Annotated in this window: 18 protein-coding genes; all 18 read left to right on the plus strand. The window is 43.6% G+C overall.

The genetic code is table 11. The features are described 5' to 3' along the window. The 18 genes from spoIIM (at nt 1) to spoIIAB (ending at nt 18,486) form a co-directional block, all read left to right on the plus strand. Nucleotides 1-630, plus strand: coding sequence for a stage II sporulation protein M (gene spoIIM / locus ACPW7N_RS03210; RefSeq protein ID WP_425649570.1), 630 nt, complete (start codon nt 1-3; stop codon nt 628-630). A 94-nt stretch (nt 631-724) separates the two neighbouring features. Continuing rightward, nucleotides 725-1,186, plus strand: coding sequence for a ferric iron uptake transcriptional regulator (gene fur / locus ACPW7N_RS03215; protein WP_425649571.1), 462 nt, complete (start codon nt 725-727; stop codon nt 1,184-1,186). A gap of 125 nt (nt 1,187-1,311) precedes the next feature. Further along, nucleotides 1,312-2,442 carry an alanine dehydrogenase gene (gene ald / locus ACPW7N_RS03220; RefSeq protein WP_425649572.1) on the plus strand — a complete coding sequence of 377 codons (1,131 nt, stop codon included), beginning with the start codon at nt 1,312-1,314 and terminating at the stop codon, nt 2,440-2,442. Between the two features lie 63 nt (nt 2,443-2,505). Then, complete coding sequence (locus ACPW7N_RS03225) at nt 2,506-2,745, plus strand: DUF4227 family protein (RefSeq protein ID WP_425649573.1); 240 nt, start codon at nt 2,506-2,508, stop codon at nt 2,743-2,745. A gap of 74 nt (nt 2,746-2,819) precedes the next feature. Continuing rightward, nucleotides 2,820-3,707: a site-specific tyrosine recombinase XerD gene (gene xerD, locus ACPW7N_RS03230; RefSeq protein WP_425649574.1), complete on the plus strand. Its 888-nt coding sequence runs from the start codon at nt 2,820-2,822 to the stop codon at nt 3,705-3,707. A 56-nt stretch (nt 3,708-3,763) separates the two neighbouring features. After that, nucleotides 3,764-4,942 carry a phosphopentomutase gene (gene deoB, locus ACPW7N_RS03235; protein WP_425649575.1) on the plus strand — a complete coding sequence of 393 codons (1,179 nt, stop codon included), beginning with the start codon at nt 3,764-3,766 and terminating at the stop codon, nt 4,940-4,942. Nucleotides 4,943-4,979: 37 nt separating this feature from the next. Continuing rightward, the gene (locus tag ACPW7N_RS03240; RefSeq protein ID WP_425649576.1) at nt 4,980-5,789 is read left to right on the plus strand and encodes a purine-nucleoside phosphorylase; all 810 of its coding nucleotides are present in this window, start codon (nt 4,980-4,982) and stop codon (nt 5,787-5,789) included. 42 nt (nt 5,790-5,831) lie between these two features. Beyond that, complete coding sequence (locus ACPW7N_RS03245) at nt 5,832-7,133, plus strand: pyrimidine-nucleoside phosphorylase (protein ID WP_425649577.1); 1,302 nt, start codon at nt 5,832-5,834, stop codon at nt 7,131-7,133. 406 nt (nt 7,134-7,539) lie between these two features. After that, nucleotides 7,540-8,007 carry an Lrp/AsnC family transcriptional regulator gene (locus ACPW7N_RS03250; RefSeq protein WP_425649578.1) on the plus strand — a complete coding sequence of 156 codons (468 nt, stop codon included), beginning with the start codon at nt 7,540-7,542 and terminating at the stop codon, nt 8,005-8,007. A 108-nt stretch (nt 8,008-8,115) separates the two neighbouring features. Next, nucleotides 8,116-9,762: a peptide ABC transporter substrate-binding protein gene (locus ACPW7N_RS03255; protein WP_425649579.1), complete on the plus strand. Its 1,647-nt coding sequence runs from the start codon at nt 8,116-8,118 to the stop codon at nt 9,760-9,762. Nucleotides 9,763-10,029: 267 nt separating this feature from the next. Next, a complete protein-coding gene (locus ACPW7N_RS03260; RefSeq protein WP_425649580.1) occupies nt 10,030-10,959 on the plus strand; it encodes an ABC transporter permease in 930 nt (309 codons plus the stop codon). A gap of 3 nt (nt 10,960-10,962) precedes the next feature. Then, a complete protein-coding gene (locus ACPW7N_RS03265; RefSeq protein ID WP_425649716.1) occupies nt 10,963-11,880 on the plus strand; it encodes an ABC transporter permease in 918 nt (305 codons plus the stop codon). Nucleotides 11,881-11,891: 11 nt separating this feature from the next. Continuing rightward, nucleotides 11,892-12,887, plus strand: coding sequence for an ABC transporter ATP-binding protein (locus tag ACPW7N_RS03270; RefSeq protein WP_425649581.1), 996 nt, complete (start codon nt 11,892-11,894; stop codon nt 12,885-12,887). A gap of 15 nt (nt 12,888-12,902) precedes the next feature. After that, nucleotides 12,903-13,865, plus strand: coding sequence for an ABC transporter ATP-binding protein (locus ACPW7N_RS03275; protein ID WP_425649582.1), 963 nt, complete (start codon nt 12,903-12,905; stop codon nt 13,863-13,865). 222 nt (nt 13,866-14,087) lie between these two features. Then, the gene (locus ACPW7N_RS03280; protein WP_425649583.1) at nt 14,088-16,214 is read left to right on the plus strand and encodes a methyl-accepting chemotaxis protein; all 2,127 of its coding nucleotides are present in this window, start codon (nt 14,088-14,090) and stop codon (nt 16,212-16,214) included. A 139-nt stretch (nt 16,215-16,353) separates the two neighbouring features. Then, nucleotides 16,354-17,532, plus strand: coding sequence for a D-alanyl-D-alanine carboxypeptidase family protein (locus ACPW7N_RS03285; protein WP_425649717.1), 1,179 nt, complete (start codon nt 16,354-16,356; stop codon nt 17,530-17,532). 153 nt (nt 17,533-17,685) lie between these two features. Next, nucleotides 17,686-18,036 carry an anti-sigma F factor antagonist gene (spoIIAA, locus tag ACPW7N_RS03290; RefSeq protein WP_425649584.1) on the plus strand — a complete coding sequence of 117 codons (351 nt, stop codon included), beginning with the start codon at nt 17,686-17,688 and terminating at the stop codon, nt 18,034-18,036. After that, on the plus strand, nt 18,037-18,486 hold the full coding sequence (spoIIAB, locus tag ACPW7N_RS03295) for an anti-sigma F factor (protein ID WP_425649585.1): 450 nt from the start codon (nt 18,037-18,039) through the stop codon (nt 18,484-18,486). The last annotated feature ends 7 nt before the right edge of the window (nt 18,487-18,493 follow it).

An 18,493-nucleotide genomic window follows, 5' to 3' on the forward strand; every position in this document is an offset into this window, starting at 1 on the left:
GTGCGTGCACGCATAGGACAAACCATTCGTAACTTTATGAAGGAGAACCAGTCCCTGTATGTATTTACCGTTGTCTTGATAACGATGGGCGTTATTTTTGGAGCGGTTATTGTCAATTCCTTATCTCTCGAACAGAAACAGGAGTTATTTGGTTTTCTCCAGTACTTTTTTCGAAATATCGACCAAAACGGAATTGCCGACCCCAATCAGCAATTTCAGCAAGCCATGGGATATTACGTGAAGACGGTAGGAATCATGTGGATTTTTGGTCTCTCCATAATCGGTGTGCCCATGATTCTGCTTTTGTTGTTTCTAAAAGGAATCGTCATCGGCTTTACGGTAGGTTTTCTCGTAAATCAGTTCCAATGGGATGGTGTCTTGTTTGCTTTGGCTGGTGTTTTGCCGCAAAATATGCTGGTGATACCTGCTTTTGTAATTATTGGAGTGGCTGGTATAGCCTTTTCTCTTCGATTGATCAAAACAAGACTGATCTCCAACAATCGAGGCCCAATCCTGCCGTATTTTTTCAGCTATAGTATGCTAGTCCTCGTGATGTTTGGCATTCTAACGTTAGCAGCCTTGTTCGAAAGTTATATTTCGCCAAGCATCATGCAATATGTCATCAAATAATAATAATTATCATATGATAACAGATGTGTTTGACTTACTACTTTCCCCTCTACTATAATAGGAACAGGTTTCATGCGAGCGGGGAGGGGCAGTAATGGAAGAAAAAATAGAAAAAATTAAGCAACAGTTACATTCCCATAACTACAAATTGACACCACAGCGAGAAGCCACAGTCCGTGTTCTTTTAGAAAATGAACAGGACCATCTCAGTGCTGAAGATGTTTATCTACTAGTAAAAGAGAAAGCCCCAGAAATTGGACTCGCCACAGTGTATCGAACATTGGAGCTATTAAGCGAATTAAAACTCATTCATAAGATGAACTTCGGTGACGGGGTGGCTCGATATGATTTGCGTGATGACGACGCCGAGCATCATCATCACCATTTGGTATGTCTAAATTGTGGCACCGTGGATGAAATTTTTGAGGATCTATTGACCGGGGCAGAAGAACGAGTGCAATCAAATTATAATTTTACGATTCTTGATCACCGTTTGACCTTTTACGGAATTTGTAGTCGATGTATTGATCACGTTAACCCAGCAGATTTTAAGTAAAACGAACTTCTCTCCTTTTGCGAGAGGAGTTTTTTTATTTAAAACAAGAAATCATCGTTTGGGGTTTGAGCAAACTCTTTCTGTGGCATGATAAGGTGTGAATGAAGCTACAGGAGGCGTATGGAATGATCATTGGCGTACCCAAAGAAGTCAAGAATAACGAGAACCGTGTTGGATTGACCCCTGCTGGCGTAGTAGCTTATGTACAGGCGGGACATCAGGTGATCGTCCAAAATCAAGCGGGAATTGGAAGCGGATTTACTGACGAGGATTATGTGCACGCAGGAGGCAACATCGCTTCTTCTGCTGCTGAAGTCTGGAATAAGGCAGACATGATCTGCAAAGTGAAAGAACCGTTGCCCGAAGAGTATCCGTATTTCAAAGAAAATCTCATTCTCTTTACATACCTTCACCTGGCACCAGAATTGGAGTTAACGAAGCAATTATGCAGCAAAAAAGTAGTGGGAATTGCCTATGAAACGATCCAGGCTCCAGATGGTTCCTTGCCACTCTTGATGCCGATGAGCGAAGTAGCAGGGAGGATGTCTGTACAGATTGGCGCACAATTTCTTGAAAAGCCGCATGGCGGCAAAGGCGTATTGCTCGGAGGGGTACCAGGAGTTCCGCCAAGTAAGGTTGTGATCGTCGGTGGAGGAGTCGTTGGCACTCAAGCTGCCAAGATGGCCGTGGGGCTTGGAGCAGATGTAACCATCATCGATGTGAATGCCAATCGTCTGCGACAGTTGGACGACTTGTTCCAAGGTAGACTTCACACCTTGATGTCCAATGCCTACAATATTGCTCATGCAGTCAAGGAAGCGGACCTCCTGATTGGCGCCGTGCTCATCCCGGGCGCAAGAGCACCGAGACTAGTGACAGAAGAGATGGTTCGATCCATGAGTCCAGGTTCCGTTATCGTTGATGTTGCGATTGACCAGGGTGGATCAATTGAAACGATCGATCGAATCACGACCCACAGTGAGCCTACCTATCTCAAACACGGAGTCGTACATTATGCTGTGGCCAATATGCCTGGTGCTGTTCCGAGGACCTCTACGATTGCTCTTGCCAATGTGACTGTCCCCTATGGTCTGCAACTAGCGAACAAAGGCTACCGCAAAGCGATCGAAGAAAATCCTGCATTGGCCAAGGGAGTAAATGTGTTAAAGGGCGAGGTCGTTTACGAAGCAGTAGCAAAATCACTTAACTTGCCTTATCGACCACTTTCGGAAGTCATGGCAACGATCCCGGTGTAAGCATGTACCAGCATCTCTGTGAATAAAATGGAAGAAAAAAGCAGGATAGAGGATGACGGTACGATGGGACTCGCTGTTAAGCGTATGATGGAAATGGTGCGGTTTTTGTTGATCTTTGTTACATGTGCATTGATGAGCTACGGAGTGATTACTTTTTTATCCGATCATATATTGCCAGCCAATCCTTACCGGGAGCCAGCGGGCAATGCGGTAAAAGTGGTAAAGTTGCTGCAAAAAAATGAAACCAGTCTCTCGCCTATCGACTACGAGCGTCTGCAGCTTTTTTATCTGGAAGGAGATTAAAGATAAAAGAGGATTTTTGTGATGCGATGTGGAAAGTGTTACATATGAATTTACGTTGAAGGGATAGCAACTCCATGGATATGCTCATCGACCATTTTACTCATTTTCTCGCTGTAGAGAAAGGATTGTCTGCGAATACACTTGAGTCGTATCAACGGGATCTGGTTATGTATGTCTCTTATCTGCGTGATAATGGAGTAATCGATATCCAGGATACGTCACGAGCGCATATCATCGGATATCTGATGATGCTCCAGGAAAAAGGACGTGCTACAGCAACGTTATCTCGCAATATGGCTTCCATCCGAGCATTTTATCAATTTCTTGTGCGTGATAAATTTATCAGTAACGATCCTTCCATTCATCTGGAGACTCCTAAAATTGAGAAGCGCTTGCCGAAAGTCCTCTCCATACAGGATGTCGAGCTTCTCCTGGAGGGGCCAGACTTGGGAGAACCGACTGGCATGAGGGATAAAGCGATGCTGGAGCTTCTTTACGCAACAGGAATACGCGTATCGGAGCTGGTTAACCTGAACATCAGTGATGTAAACCTTGAAATGGGATTCCTCAAGTGTATGGGGAAAGGCTCAAAAGAAAGAATCATTCCGCTCGGTCGGATTGCGATTGAGGTCGTTCGTACATATATTCAAAGAGGGCGCACACAATTATTGAAAGCTTCCACAGATCATTCGCTTTTTTTGAACCATCTGGGTAAAAGGATTACACGTCAGGGATTCTGGAAAATTATTAAAAAGTATGCACAAAAAGCGGGTATACGAGTGGAAATAACACCACATACCTTGCGACATTCGTTTGCTACGCATCTGCTTGAGAATGGAGCGGACTTGCGTTCAGTCCAAGAGATGCTCGGTCATGCCGATATCTCCACAACACAGATTTACACGCATATTACACGCACGCGAATTAAAGATGTCTATGCCAAAACTCATCCGAGAGCATAGACTCTCTTTTTTCAATATAGTCGTCAGACGTCTAACGACAATAGGAGGAAGTTACTATGAGTCAGCGTTTTTCACGAATTTTTCTGGTTGTATTGGATAGTGTAGGTATTGGGGAATTGCCTGATGCTCCTCAATTTAACGACCAGGGAGCACATACATTAGGACATATTGCAGAACGGGTAAAAGGGTTTGCTCTTCCTAACCTGCAAAAACTGGGTTTGGGTAATATTGCGCCAATTCAGCATGTCGAGCCAGTCGAACATCCTCAAGCCCACTACGGCAAGATGGGTGAACTATCCGTCGGGAAAGATACGACGACTGGACACTGGGAAATTATGGGTCTTCATGTTTCTACGCCATTCCGAACATATCCCGAAGGATTCCCGCAAGAGTTGATTGATGAATTTGAACAACGCATTGGTCGCAAGGTCCTGGGCAACAAGCCTGCTTCTGGAACTGAAATTCTTGATGAACTTGGCGAGCAACATATGAAGACAGGGGATGTCATCGTCTACACCTCAGCGGACAGTGTATTCCAGGTTGCAGCACACGAAGAAATTATTCCTCTGGAAGAACTGTATCGGATTTGCGAAATTGCTCGTGAGCTTACCTTGCGAGATGAGTTTGCTGTTACTCGTGTCATTGCACGCCCGTTCATTGGTTCACCTGGCGCATTTGCCCGTACCTCCAATCGTCATGATTACTCTGTCAAACCATTTGCTCCAACAGTGATGAACCGATTGGCAGATGCTGGTCTTGACTCGATTGCGATTGGCAAAATATCAGACATTTATGCAGAAGAAGGGATTACCCGATCCATTCGGACAAAAGATAACATGGATGGCGTCAACCAGATCCTGGGAACCATGAAAGATGAGTTTACAGGTTTAAGCTTTGTCAATCTGGTTGATTTCGACGCAAAGTACGGTCATCGCCGTGATCCAGAAGGGTATGGTGCTGCCTTGATGGAATTTGATGCACGTATTCCGGAGTTTCTTGAAGCCATGGGCGAACGTGATCTGCTCGTACTAACTGCTGACCATGGCAACGATCCTACACATCACGGAACAGACCATACGAGAGAATATGTACCCGTACTCTTTTTCCATAAAGGAATCAATCAAGGTGAAAACCTCGGTGTATTCAGTACGTTTGCAGACTTGGGAGCGACGATTGCTGACAATTTTGGTGTTGAACTTCCGGTTATCGGCAAAAGTATCCTGCATCGTTTGTAATCAAGAGAGTTTTCGAAAACAAAGGAGAGTGTCATAGATGAGTGCCATTCAGGAAGCAAAGGCAGCGATTGAAGCAAAAACATCAGTAAAACCGCAGATTGGTCTAATTTTGGGATCGGGATTAGGCGTTTTGGCAGATGAAATAGAAAATGCTGTGGCGATTTCCTATTCAGAAATCCCTCATTTCACCAAATCGACGGTTGCAGGACATAAAGGTCAACTGGTTATCGGGACACTCGAAGGAAAAACAGTAGTAGCAATGCAAGGACGTTTTCATTACTACGAAGGACATGGTCTTGACGCAGTTGTCTTCCCTGTTCGCGTCATGAAAGCACTCGGGGTAGAGACGATTCTTGTCACAAATGCAGCAGGGGGGATTAACACCTCCTACTATCCTGGCGATTTGATGCTTATTGCGGACCATATCAATCTCACTTCTCAAAACCCGTTGATTGGACCCAATGACGAAACAGTGGGAGTTCGTTTCCCTGATATGTCAGAGGCTTATTCCAAGCGTTTGCGTGAATTGGCTAAGGGTGTTGCCAAGGAGCAAGGAATTTCGCTACAAGAGGGTGTATACTGCGGTCTGACAGGTCCAACGTATGAAACGCCAGCGGAAATTCGCATGCTGCGTATTTTTGGCGGCGATGCAGTAGGTATGTCCACGGTTCCGGAGGTTATCGTGGCTCGTCATATCGGCTTGGAAGTATTGGGAATCTCGTGCATCAGTAATATGGCAGCAGGTATTTTGGAGCAACCGTTAAATCATGAAGAAGTTATCGAGACGACTGAACGAGTCAAACACGATTTCTTGAAGCTGGTCCATGGAATTCTAGCCAGGATGTAGAGGCGATGGGACACTTAATATCGTTACCAAGGGGTAATTGAGATGCGAATGATAGATGTAATTGCCAAAAAGCGTGATGGTCATGAGTTAACAACGGAAGAGATTCAATATATTGTGCAAAGCTATACAGCGGGGGAGATTCCTGACTATCAGATGTCCGCGTGGGCGATGGCCGTTTTCTTTCAGGGTATGAGTGGGAGAGAGACGGCAGATTTGACATTGGCGATGGCTGCTTCGGGTGATCAGCTTGACTTGTCTTTAATTCCAGGTACCAAAGTTGACAAGCACAGTACAGGCGGAGTCGGAGATAAAACAACGCTTGTCGTAGCTCCACTGGTAGCGGCTGCAGGAATACCTGTAGCTAAAATGTCTGGACGTGGATTAGGTTATTCGGGAGGAACCATCGATAAATTGGAGTCCATCGAAGGTTTTAATGTGGAACTGTCTGATGAGCAATTTTTCAATCAAGTACGTGAGGTTGGTGTTGCTGTCGTTGGTCAGACAGGGAATTTGACGCCAGCAGATAAAAAGCTCTATGCCCTGCGTGACGTAACTGCTACTGTGGAAGCGGTACCGCTCATTGCAAGTTCCATCATGTCCAAAAAAATTGCCGCAGGTGCAGATGCCATCATCCTGGATGTCAAAGTGGGCAAGGGAGCCTTTATGAAGTCTCTCGAAGCGGCAGAAGACTTGGCGAAAGCAATGGTAGACATTGGACGTCAAGTTGGACGCAATACAATTGCTGTGATTAGCGACATGAACCAGCCGCTAGGTTTTGCTGTTGGAAATGCATTGGAAGTAAAGGAAGCAATTGAGACATTGGCCGGAAGGGGTCCGAAAGATTTGACGGAGCTCGCCCTGACCCTCGGAGCTCACATGCTTGTTTTAAGTGGTCAACAGGCGACTTTTGACCGTGCCTATGAGAAATTGCAGGAAGTCATTTCGTCAGGAAAGGCATTGGCAAAGTTCAAGGAGTTCGTGCAGGCGCAGGGAGGCAACCCGCAACAGATCGATCAGCCGGAACTGCTTCCGCAAGCTTCTTATTTAATTGAAATCAAGGCACCTGTTTCTGGATATATTAGCGAAATTGATGCAGAGAAGGTCGGCCATGCTTCTGTCATGCTCGGTGCAGGCCGTCTCACCAAAGAAGCATCAATTGACTTGGCTGTCGGCATGCTGTTTACTCATAAAATTGGTGATCTCGTATCAGAAGGGGATACCATTGCCGTTATTCATGCCAATGACAAGGAAAAAGGAGAGAGTGCAAGGGCCGAAGTCGAGTCAGCATTTCGTTTTCATTCGACAGCTCCGAGCTCTCAACAATTAATATATAAAATATTATAATTTACCTTATAAAAAAGAATGAAATTTAAAACAGCTTATTTACTTGATTCTTCAACTTTTTAGTATTGTACGTAATATGGCGCTTATTAATAAGAGATTTGTGCGATTTGGCAAGGATTTTTGAGTTGTTTTCTCACGAATCCTTGCCATTTCTGGGCGCAAAGCGGTATGATTATTCTGAAAATGATTCATAAAAATTAATTGATTGAACTGAAACTATTTATAATTTTTTATTTTTCTACTTGTCAAAATTCGTTGACACCGCTCTCAATTCCGTTTATTTTTAAATTGACAACAGATATATTAAGGATTTTTGCGATTTTCGTAAAAAATAGGTTGAGGACCACGTAAAATCGTATACAAGAGTTGTCCATCTACCTGTATACATTGCTAGGAGTGGTAGGTGTTGAAGAAAATTGACCAAATTGATAAACAGATTTTACAGATTCTTCTGGTAGATGGGAGAACCCCCTACACAGAAATCGCTCACCAACTCGGGTACAGCGAAGGAACCATTCGCTCCCGTATTGCCAAGCTGTTGCAAGATGAGGTTTTTGAGTTTGTAATCCGGGTAAACCCAGAGAAACTAGGGTTGCAGGTTCAAGCCATCATCGGACTTACGACGAAACTAGGGATGCAAAAAAATGTAGCAGAAGAACTGAGTATTCTGCCAGAAGTCCGGTTCGTCGGAGCGTTCAGCGGAAAGCATGACCTGATGATTCAAGCCTGTTTTCACGACAACAATGAGTTAATCTTCTTCGTCAACGAACGACTCTCACGCATTGAAGGAATTGCAGCGGCCGATGTGTCGCTGGAACTAAAGCAGTACAAGGATTCCTTCTCTTACGTTCGCGATGACGAAGTTGCTATATAGTGAAAGGAGTGGTGATTTCCTAACTCTCACAAAAAAGGAACCATTGCTTCGCTTATTGTTCTCTTTTTCTGAAAAAAACAAAAAAAGAAAAAATCGGGGGTAATTACGTTGAAAAAAAGCGTATTTGCATTAGTAAGTTCCGTACTCGTTCTTGGCGCTGCATTGGCTGGCTGCGGTGGACAAAGTGCTTCTACACCACCTGCGAACAACAACAACTCTGCTCAAACACCTGCTCCTGCAGAAAAACCGGCTGCACCACAAGTGCTCAAAATGAACCTTCATTCCGAGCCACCAACTGCTGACCCAGGTCTTGCAGAAGATACTACATCCGGTGCAGTTATCCGCGCTACTTTCGACGGTTTGACTCGTACTGGTGAAGATGGAACGCCACATGAATCAGTAGCTGAGAAAATCGATGTTTCAGACGACCTTATTACTTACACATTCCATCTTCGTGACGCTAAATGGAGCAATGGTGAGCCATTGACTGCGCACGACTTCGAATATGCGTGGAAACGCGTACTCAATCCAAAAACTGCAGCTAACTATGCATACCAATTGTACTACATCAAGAATGCAGAAAAAGCGAACAAAGGCGAAGCAAAGCCTGAAGATATTGGAGTTAAAGCTCTTGATGACAAGACACTTCAAGTTACCCTTGAAAATCCAACTCCTTACTTCCTTGAGTTGACAGCGTTCTATACGTATTACCCAGTTAGCAAAGCAGTCGTAGAAAAAGATCCAAAATGGGCTTCCGAAGCTAAAACGCATGTTGGTAACGGTCCATTCAAAATGGAATCTTGGGAACATAAGAGCAAATTGGTTCTCGTGAAAAACGAAAACTACTGGGATAAAGATGCTGTAAAACTTGACAAGATTGAATTCTCCATGGTTGAGGATGAGAATACAGAACTCTCCATGTTTGATAACGGTGAGATTGACTGGGCAGGCTCTCCATTGAGCTCCTTGCCAACCGACGCGATTCCTGCTTTGAAACAAAGCGGCAAAATGACAACTCAACCAATTGCTGGTACCTACTGGTACAAATTCAATACAGAAAAAGCACCTTTCAACAACGTGAAAATTCGTAAGGCATTTGCTTACTCCATTAATCGACAAGCGATCATTGACAACGTAACACAAACAAACCAAGCGCCTGCAATGGGAGCGGTACCTCCATCTATGAACCTTGGTGTTGACGGCTATTTCAAAGACAACGATCTTGAAACAGCGAAAACACTTCTCGCAGAAGGTATGAAAGAGCTTGGCATTGACAAATTGCCTCCAATCACTCTTTCCTTCAATACTTCTGAAGGTCATAAGAAAATTGCCGAAGCCATTCAGGATCAATGGAAGAAAAATCTTGGTGTAGATGTCAAACTCGAAAACAAAGAGTGGAAAGTATACATCGAAGATTTGCATCAAGGAAACTTCCAAGTTGGCCGCATGGGCTGGTTGGGTGACTTCAATGATCCAATCAACTTCTTGGAGCTTTACAAAGACAAAAAAGGTGGAAACAACGATACAAACTGGGAAAATCCACAGTACAAAGAACTCTTGAACAAGTCTGCTCTTGAGAAAGATTCGGCAGCTCGTAAGAAGATCTTGGCTGATGCAGAGAAGATCCTTATGGAGGATATGCCAATTGCTCCAATTTATTTCTATACTAACTCCTGGGTTAAAAATGATAAAGTTAAAGGAGTTATCGTAGACGGTCTTGGATTTATCGACTTCAAATGGGGCTTCATTGAATAGGATTTGAAGTTTGATTAATTGATGGATTTGAAATGTTGCAAGGTTGAGGTATATGGATGACCATATACCTTAACTTTTGCGACAAATCAGACGATAACGGCAATACCTGTTATCAGGTTTTATATAATATAGAGAGAAAAGATTGCCGCAAGAGAGAAAATTTTAATAGGGCAGATTTACACAGTCGATTTTTGCACTGTTAAGGCAACGAACCAGTGTAAAGATGGGAAGTGGAAGCAGTCAAATACAAATAAGGAGGTAAGAGATTTGATTCGTTATCTAGGCAAGCGTCTCGTATTTATGGTTATTACGTTGTTCCTGATCGTAACTGCCACTTTTTTCCTCATGCAAGCAGTACCAGGTGGTCCTTTCACAGCAGAAAGAAATGTTCCACCTGAAATTTTAGCAGCACTTGAGAAGCACTATGGAATTGACAAACCGATTGGACAACAATATGTTGAGTATCTCGGTCGAGTAATTACGTGGGACCTCGGACCTTCTTTCTCGGAGAAGTCTTCCAATGTTAATGACATTATTAATCGTGGTTTTCCAGTTTCCCTTCACTTAGGTTTACAAGCACTATTCATTTCTGTTTTTGGTGGTATGACATTAGGTATCATTGCCGCACTTAAGCATAACAAGTGGCAAGATTTTACTGCAATGATTTTAGCAGTATTAGGTTTGTCTGTACCAAGCTTTATTCTTGCAGCCTTCTTTCAGTATGTTTTCGCGATTGAATTTGGATGGTTTCCGATTGCGAAGTGGGATACTTGGAAGCATACGGTGTTGCCTTCGATCGCACTTGGTATGCTGCCGATGGCATTTATCGCACGTTTGACTCGTTCCAACATGATTGAAGTGTTAGGACAAGATTATATCAAAACAGCAAAAGCAAAAGGACTTAGCAGTTTAACGACTACTGTTAAACATGCTATTCGTAATGCATTACTTCCAGTTGTAACTTACCTTGGACCACTTACTGCTGGTATTTTGACTGGATCATTCGTAATCGAGCGAATCTTCGGTATCCCTGGATTGGGACGTGAGTTCGTATTATCGATTAGTAACCGTGACTATACCGTAATCATGGGTACAACAGTCTTCTATTCGATCTTGCTTATTGTTCTTGTACTCTTGGTCGATATCTTATATACCTTCATCGATCCACGTATTAAACTAACTGGCGGAAAGGAGTAATCAATCATGCAATTGACAAAAGAACATTTCCAACCCATTTCCATGGACCTCCGCCAGGCGGAAGAAATCAAGCGACCGAGCCTTTCCTTCTGGGCAGATGCTTGGCGACGTCTGAAATTAAATAAAGTTGCTATGGCTTCGATGATTTTCCTCGTAATCTTGATTTTGTGTGCGACATTTGTTCCAATGTTAAGCTCCAATGATTATTTTACGACGAATTTGTCAGGAAAGAACCTGAAACCATCGGGTGAACACTGGTTTGGTACTGACGACCTTGGTCGTGATGTGTTTGTTCGTGTTTGGTACGGTGCTCGTATCTCCCTTGAAGTTGGTATTGCCGCTGCAATCATGGACTTGATTATCGGTATTCTGTGGGGCGGTATTGCAGGTTTCTATGGCGGTAAAATTGACGAAATTATGATGCGTATTGCCGATATCCTGTTTGCTATTCCTTACCTTCTCGTCGTTATCCTTTTGATGGTTGTTATGGAACCAGGTGTTCTCACCATTATCATAGCGATGTGTATAACCGGTTGGATTGGGATGGCCCGTATTGTTCGCGGTCAGATGATGCAACTAAAAGCACAAGAATTCGTATTGGCTGCTCGTTCTTTGGGTGCCGACAGCAGCCGTATCATTTTCAAACACTTGATTCCAAATGCTCTTGGCCCAATTATCGTTACTTTGAGTTTGACAGTACCTTCTGCCATCTTTACTGAGTCCTTCCTTTCTTTCCTAGGTTTGGGGGTTGCTGCTCCGATCGCTTCCTGGGGTACAATGGCTAATGAAGGCTTACCGGCAATGAAGTACTATCCTTGGCGATTGATGTTCCCGGCACTTTTCATCAGCTTTACAATGCTTTCCTTTAACTTGTTGGGCGATGGTATACGCGATGCAGTAGACCCACGCCTTCGTAAATAGGAGGTACAACCATGGACAAAATTTTGGAAGTAAAAGACTTACATGTGTCCTTCCATACCTACGCAGGCGAAGTAAAAGCAGTTCGTGGCGTGAACTTCCATGTAAATCGTGGAGAAGCAGTAGCGATTGTAGGGGAATCAGGCTGTGGTAAGTCCGTAACGGCTCAATCTTTGATGAAATTGATCCCGATGCCTCCTGGTGATATCAAAGCAGGTCAGGTTATCTTTAATGGTGAAGATATTGTTAAGAAGTCGAATAAGGAAATGGAATCCATCCGTGGTAAAGATATCGGGATGATCTTCCAGGATCCAATGACTTCCTTGAATCCAACCATGACAATTGGTAATCAAATCATGGAGGGTCTCATCAAACACCAAAAAATGTCAAAATCAGCTGCTCGTCAGCGTGCAATAGAGTTGCTGGAAATCGTTGGGATTCCACAACCAGATAAACGTATTACGCAATATCCACATGAATTCTCAGGTGGTATGCGTCAACGTGGTATGATCGCCATTGCACTTGCATGTTCACCAAAACTGTTGATTGCCGATGAGCCGACAACAGCTCTTGACGTGACGATTCAAGCGCAGATTCTTGAATTGATGAAAGATCTCCAAAAGAAAATGGGAACTTCCATCATCATGATCACACACGACCTTGGTGTTGTGGCTGAGATGTGTGACCGTGTAATTGTAATGTATGCAGGTAAAGTTATCGAAACAGGTACGGTAGACGAAGTGTTCTACAATCCGCAACATCCATATACCAAAGGTTTGCTTCGTTCCGTTCCACGTCTGGACTTGAACAAAGACGAACCATTGACACCAATTTTCGGTACACCGCCTGATTTGCTCCGTCCGCCAGTCGGTTGCGGTTTCACAGCTCGTTGCGAATCTGCAATGCGCATTTGCCAGGAAGCTGATCCAGAATTGAACGAGATTAGCAAAACACAACATTGTGCGTGCTGGTTACAACATCCTATGGCTCAAAGCCGCGTTGGATCTTAGGAAGGAGGGGCAGTTTTGGAAAAGAACGACAACCTACTCGAGGTAAAAAATCTAAAGAAATTTTTCCAAATTGGCGACAAGGAATTAAAAGCTGTTAACGATATTTCCTTTACAATTAAACGTGGTGAGACCCTCGGTATCGTAGGGGAATCCGGTTGTGGTAAATCTACGGCTGGACGTACAATCCTTCGTTTATATGAACCGACTAGCGGTCAAGTGATTTTCGACGGCAAGGATGTTACCAAACTGAATGCCCAAGAAATGAAGGAAATGCGCCGCAGTATGCAAATGATCTTCCAGGATCCTTATGCATCACTGAACCCACGTATGACAGTTGGCGACATTATCGGGGAAGCCCTTGATATTCATGGACTTGCAACTGGTCAAAAACGCAAAGAGCGCATTCAAGAACTTCTTTCTCTGGTAAGTTTGAACCCTGAGCATATCAACCGTTTTCCACATGAGTTCTCTGGTGGACAACGTCAACGTATCGGTATTGCACGTGCACTTGCGGTGGAACCAAAATTCATCGTTTGTGACGAGCCAATCTCCGCACTTGACGTATCCGTACAAGCACAGGTTGTTAACTTGCTTGAGCAATTACAAGAAAAAATGGGCCTGACTTACATGTTTATCGCCCATGACCTCTCCATGGTTAAGTACATTTCTGACCGTGTCGGTGTAATGTACCTGGGCAAAATGGTTGAGCTTGCTGTTGCTGATAAATTGTATGAAAATCCGCTTCACCCATATACGCAAGCATTGCTCTCAGCGATTCCGATCCCGGATCCTGAAGTTGAACGCAAACGTGAACGTATCGTATTGGAAGGCGACGTACCGAGCCCAATGAATCCGCCAAGTGGATGTCATTTCCGTACTCGCTGCCCGAAAGCGATGCCTGAGTGTGCGGCTGCTGAACCGACCTGGCGTGAAGTTGAACCTGGTCACTTCACTGCATGCCATTTGTATAACAACTAAGCTGACACAAAGGATACTCCTGATTCGGGAGTATCCTTTGGAATTTATATAACGAATTTATTTTACGCTCAAAATTTTTTTGTCAAATTCTTACTCATTATGTAGGAATTCTTGCGATTATGACGAATACATATTCATCCACTTTCGAATGCAGGAAAGTAAGTATGAAAAATACATAGATTTTCTATTTCGTTCAAGGAAGACAAAAGGGGGCGAGCACCAATGAGTAGGAGCAAAAAGTTTATTGAACGGGTAAAAGAGACAGTCAATCGGTTCAAAAAAAATAAATCTAACAACTCCGAAAAAATGGACAACTCAGAAAAGGATGAAAAGCCAAAACGCCGGAATATTCGACCGAATGCGTTTTTTGGTTCCATTGGAAGTTCAATTGCCAAAAAAATGATCGTGTTGGGTATCTTGCTAATCGTAGTTGTAATTGTTTCATCACAGTTTATCGCACTTTCTTACTCAAAAAGCACACTAATCAAAATTACGTCATCACAGTCCAAAATGTTGGCTGAACAGCATGCGTCCACGATTAATACCTGGATTACGGATATTATGGGTTCAACCAAAGAGATCGCTTCCAAGCGGCTGATGTCGACTGATGTGGAAACCTTAATCAAGGAGCAGTTCCACAACCTGAATCAAACACATCGTGAAGTGACCAAAGTGTTCCTTGTCGATGGGAAGTCAGGTAAAGAAATTTACTCCATGACAGGAAATACACATACAGACTTCTCTGACAAAGAGTATTTCAAACAAGCAAGAGACACCAAACAAGCAGTGGTGTCCGATGTAGAAATAACTCCGAATGCTGAGAAAAGCACGCTTTATGTAGCAACACCAATTGGTGATGCCAATGACAATACCGATCGTATTTTAATCGCTGGTTTTTCGATTAATAAATTGGTGAAAGAGATACCAGAGTTCTCCTTTATGGAAAATGGATATGCGTTTGTGGTTAATAAAGATGGACTTGTGATGGCTCACAAGGATAAAGAACAGAACAACAAGCTGGATTTAAAGCAAAACACAGCATATAGTGAAATGCTTCAATTAATGGCTGCTGGTCAAAGCAACAGTGTCTTGTATGATGATGGTGTCGATTCATTTGCTGCTTTGGCTCCGATCCCTTCCGTTAACTGGTTTATCATTTTGACAACACCAATTGATGAAGTGTATGGAGAAGTGAACGGCATGGGTTGGGCATTCATCCTATTTAGTGTTCCCGTCATCATCCTGGCGTCAGCGGTCATCTGGTGGTTTGCCAAGGGAATCCGAGTTTCTCTTCATCAAATTGCAGGTGACATGCAGCGCATCGGTTCGGGAGATCTGAATGTAGAAGTACAAGTACGTGGTCGAGATGAAATCGCACTTGTAGCCAACTCCATGAATGAAATGGTTACTGAACTCCGAAAAATTATCTCGCTGGTTCAGGGACAAGCTTCGCAATTAAATGTCGCTGCCGATGATTTAAATGTATTTGCTCATGGAAACAAACAGGCGATTGATGTTATTTCAAACAATATTTCTTCTATTTCTGAACGTGTACAAGTGCAAACAAGCGAAGTACAGAATACAGCGCATACCGTTGCAGAAATTTCACAAGGTGTTGAGCAGGTAGCTATTGCTGCGGAACATACTTCAATTGCGACAACCCGTACATTCGAACGTGCACAGAATGGCAGACAATTAGTGGAAGATGTTATCCATGGCGTTCGTTCCGCAACAAAAGAAGTAGAAGCTACAGCATACCGAATGCACAGCCTTCGTGACCGTGCAAAAGAAATTACAAGCATTGTTGAGATGATTCGTGCGATTGCTTCGCAGACGAACCTATTGGCCCTCAATGCAGCGATTGAGGCTGCAAGAGCTGGGGATGCAGGAAAAGGATTCTCTGTCGTTGCGACGGAAGTTCGTAAACTGGCAGAGGAAAGCAGTAATTTCTCTGAGAAAATTGCGCAAATTGCCCGCTCTATCAACGATGAATCAATTGAAATGAGCAACAACATGGACGATGTGGCCAAAATGGTAGGTGACGGCTTGCTTTCTGTAGAGTCCGTTGGCCAGAACTTCCAGTTAATTCTCTCTGATATACAAGCTGCAGCAGAGCAAGGTGAAGCGATGACCGCTACGGCTGAAGAAATGGCAGCCGGAAATCAGATGGTCACAAGCTCCATGGGTCGCCTAGCATCCATGTCCGATGATATTAATGAATCGATCTCGGGTGTAGTTGAAACGATTGATGATCAATTTGCTTCCATCGCCCGCATCAATGAAAGTGCAGAGAACCTCAAAACGCTGGCAGATGATTTGTCAGAGAGTGTCAAGCGTTTTCAAATCTAATAGTCGAAGGACTCTTTTTCCGAAATGGAAAAAGGGTCCTTTTTTTCGTTTGAATTGTCTCAAAAACGATTGCTAGATGTGAATATTTTCCTGATTGATTGGGGAGAATAGGATCATGAAATGGAGGGAAGAGAACGTTATGAAAAGCTTTCGACGTCTTTTGATTGGTAGCATCACCTGCATCGTCTTCTTTTCCTCATCAGCATTGGCTGCTGCGCAGGAACAGCAACAGGGGTTGAATATTGCCCCAAATGCCAAGTCCGCTGTTCTGTTGGAGATGGATTCAGGGACGATTCTGTATGAGAAAAACGCGAATGAAAAGCTTCCTCCGGCAAGTATTACAAAAGTAATGACGTTGCTATTGATCATGGAAGCGATTGAGCGTGGGGAATTAAAGTTAACAGACAAAGTTAGAACAAGTGAACGGGCAGCATCCATGGGTGGTTCACAAATTTTCCTCCAGCCTGGCGAAGAAATGACGGTTGACGATATGATCAAAGGCATCTCAATCGCATCTGGAAACGATGCTTCGGTTGCCATGGCAGAACATATCGGGGGTACAGAAGAGTCGTTTGTCGCCAAAATGAATGAACGGGCCAAGCAATTGGATATGAAGAATACGCATTTTGTCAATTCGAACGGATTGCCTGCTCCCAATCACTATTCCTCTGCTATGGATATAGCAATTATGTCTCGTGAACTGCTTAAGCATGATCTAATCACAAAATACACAGGCACTTATCAAGATTACCTGAGAAAAGATAGTTCTAATCCGTTCTGGCTCGTCAATACGAATAAACTTGTTCGTTTTTATGAGGGTGTGGATGGACTAAAAACTGGCTATACCTCAGAAGCCAAATATTGCTTGACGGCGACAGCCAAACGCAACAATATGCGGGTAGTTACCGTCGTTCTCGGAGAGCCAGATACCAAGACGAGAAACAGTGAAGTCTCATCGATGTTTAACTATGCTTTCAACCACTTCCAGGTCTATCCCGTCTACAAAAAGGGTGACATCATTCAACCGATTAATGTTGATAAAGGAAAACAGCCTCGGGTGAACATCATTACTGCCCAACCAGTCAGTGTTCTGGCCAAAAAGGGTGAGACGGTAGACAAGTACACGAAAGAAATTGAGCTGCGTCCTTTCCTGAAAGCACCCGTTAAGAAATCGGATGTTGTAGGGCACATCTTTATTAAAAAGGATGGTCAAACAGTAGCAAGAATTGATCTTTACCCGGATCAAGAGGTTGGTCCAGCAGGCATGTGGGAAATCTTTGCGCGTACAACCAAGAAGATCTTGATCAGTTACGATTAAACCAGCAGGAAAAAGACGCAAAAAGGATCGAGATGCCTCGAATGAGTGGAGAAGGCTTCTCGATTTTTTTGTTCTTTTGTCGACTGGGAGGAATTGGATAAAACGATGGAGAAAAAGAGGGTATCAACGGGAAGAAGGAGAGTGCTAACCAATATGAGTCTTACCATAAACATGGAAACCAAACACGAAGTACTCATCGTTCGTTTGCAAGGCGAATTGGATCATCACACGGCAATTGAACTCCGTAATCAAGTGGACGAGGTCCTCAAAGATACAGAAATCCGCCATATCGTGCTCAGTTTGGCAGAGTTGGAGTTCATGGACAGTTCGGGAATTGGTGTCATTCTGGGACGATTAAAACAAATCACCAGTCGTTCAGGTGAAATGTATGTATGTTCGATTAATCCAACCATTCATCGAATTTTTGAAATGTCGGGCTTGTTTAAAGTAATCAAGTTCAAAGAAAACGAAACGGCTGCATTAACTGTATTGGGGGTGGCGTAAATGAGTAAACGTAACTTCATGCAGTTGCAATTTGCCGCTCTCAGCCAAAATGAAGCCTTTGCTCGTGTTGCTGTCGCCTCATTCATTTCCCAGGTGGACATCACGATGGAAGAGATGGAGGAAATCAAAACGGTTGTCTCAGAAGGTGTAACCAATGCCATCATTCATGGGTATGATGAGAATGCCGAAGGACTGGTTCATATTCAAGTCACGCTGACTGACAGCATTGTTGAACTCAGTATTGAAGATCACGGAAAAGGGATTGAAGATATCAATTTGGCAATGCAACCTCTCTACACATCTAAGCCTGAATTGGAGCGTTCCGGAATGGGCTTTACGATTATGGAAAATTTCATGGATTCTATTGAGGTTATCACTGGTCTTGGAAAAGGTACAAAGATCCGTATGACCAAACATCTTACCTTATCAAAAGCCGTGCAAAACAATTAGGGGTAAT

The organism is Brevibacillus nigriterrae (assembly GCF_049846925.1).
Taxonomy (GTDB): Bacteria; Bacillota; Bacilli; order Brevibacillales; family Brevibacillaceae; genus Brevibacillus_H.

What these genes read in the sequence shown, in the direction of transcription:
- ACPW7N_RS03225 (WP_425649573.1), top strand. Translation starts at nt 2,506, where the DNA reads ATGGGACTCGCTGTTAAGCGTATGATGGAAATGGTGCGGTTTTTGTTG.
- ACPW7N_RS03280 (WP_425649583.1), top strand. Translation starts at nt 14,088, where the DNA reads ATGAGTAGGAGCAAAAAGTTTATTGAACGGGTAAAAGAGACAGTCAAT.
- ACPW7N_RS03285 (WP_425649717.1), top strand. Translation starts at nt 16,354, where the DNA reads ATGAAAAGCTTTCGACGTCTTTTGATTGGTAGCATCACCTGCATCGTC.
- ACPW7N_RS03270 (WP_425649581.1), top strand. Translation starts at nt 11,892, where the DNA reads ATGGACAAAATTTTGGAAGTAAAAGACTTACATGTGTCCTTCCATACC.
- ACPW7N_RS03240 (WP_425649576.1), top strand. Translation starts at nt 4,980, where the DNA reads ATGAGTGCCATTCAGGAAGCAAAGGCAGCGATTGAAGCAAAAACATCA.
- spoIIAB (WP_425649585.1), top strand. Translation starts at nt 18,037, where the DNA reads ATGAGTAAACGTAACTTCATGCAGTTGCAATTTGCCGCTCTCAGCCAA.
- spoIIAA (WP_425649584.1), top strand. Translation starts at nt 17,686, where the DNA reads ATGAGTCTTACCATAAACATGGAAACCAAACACGAAGTACTCATCGTT.
- ACPW7N_RS03245 (WP_425649577.1), top strand. Translation starts at nt 5,832, where the DNA reads ATGCGAATGATAGATGTAATTGCCAAAAAGCGTGATGGTCATGAGTTA.
- fur (WP_425649571.1), top strand. Translation starts at nt 725, where the DNA reads ATGGAAGAAAAAATAGAAAAAATTAAGCAACAGTTACATTCCCATAAC.
- xerD (WP_425649574.1), top strand. Translation starts at nt 2,820, where the DNA reads ATGGATATGCTCATCGACCATTTTACTCATTTTCTCGCTGTAGAGAAA.
- ald (WP_425649572.1), top strand. Translation starts at nt 1,312, where the DNA reads ATGATCATTGGCGTACCCAAAGAAGTCAAGAATAACGAGAACCGTGTT.
- deoB (WP_425649575.1), top strand. Translation starts at nt 3,764, where the DNA reads ATGAGTCAGCGTTTTTCACGAATTTTTCTGGTTGTATTGGATAGTGTA.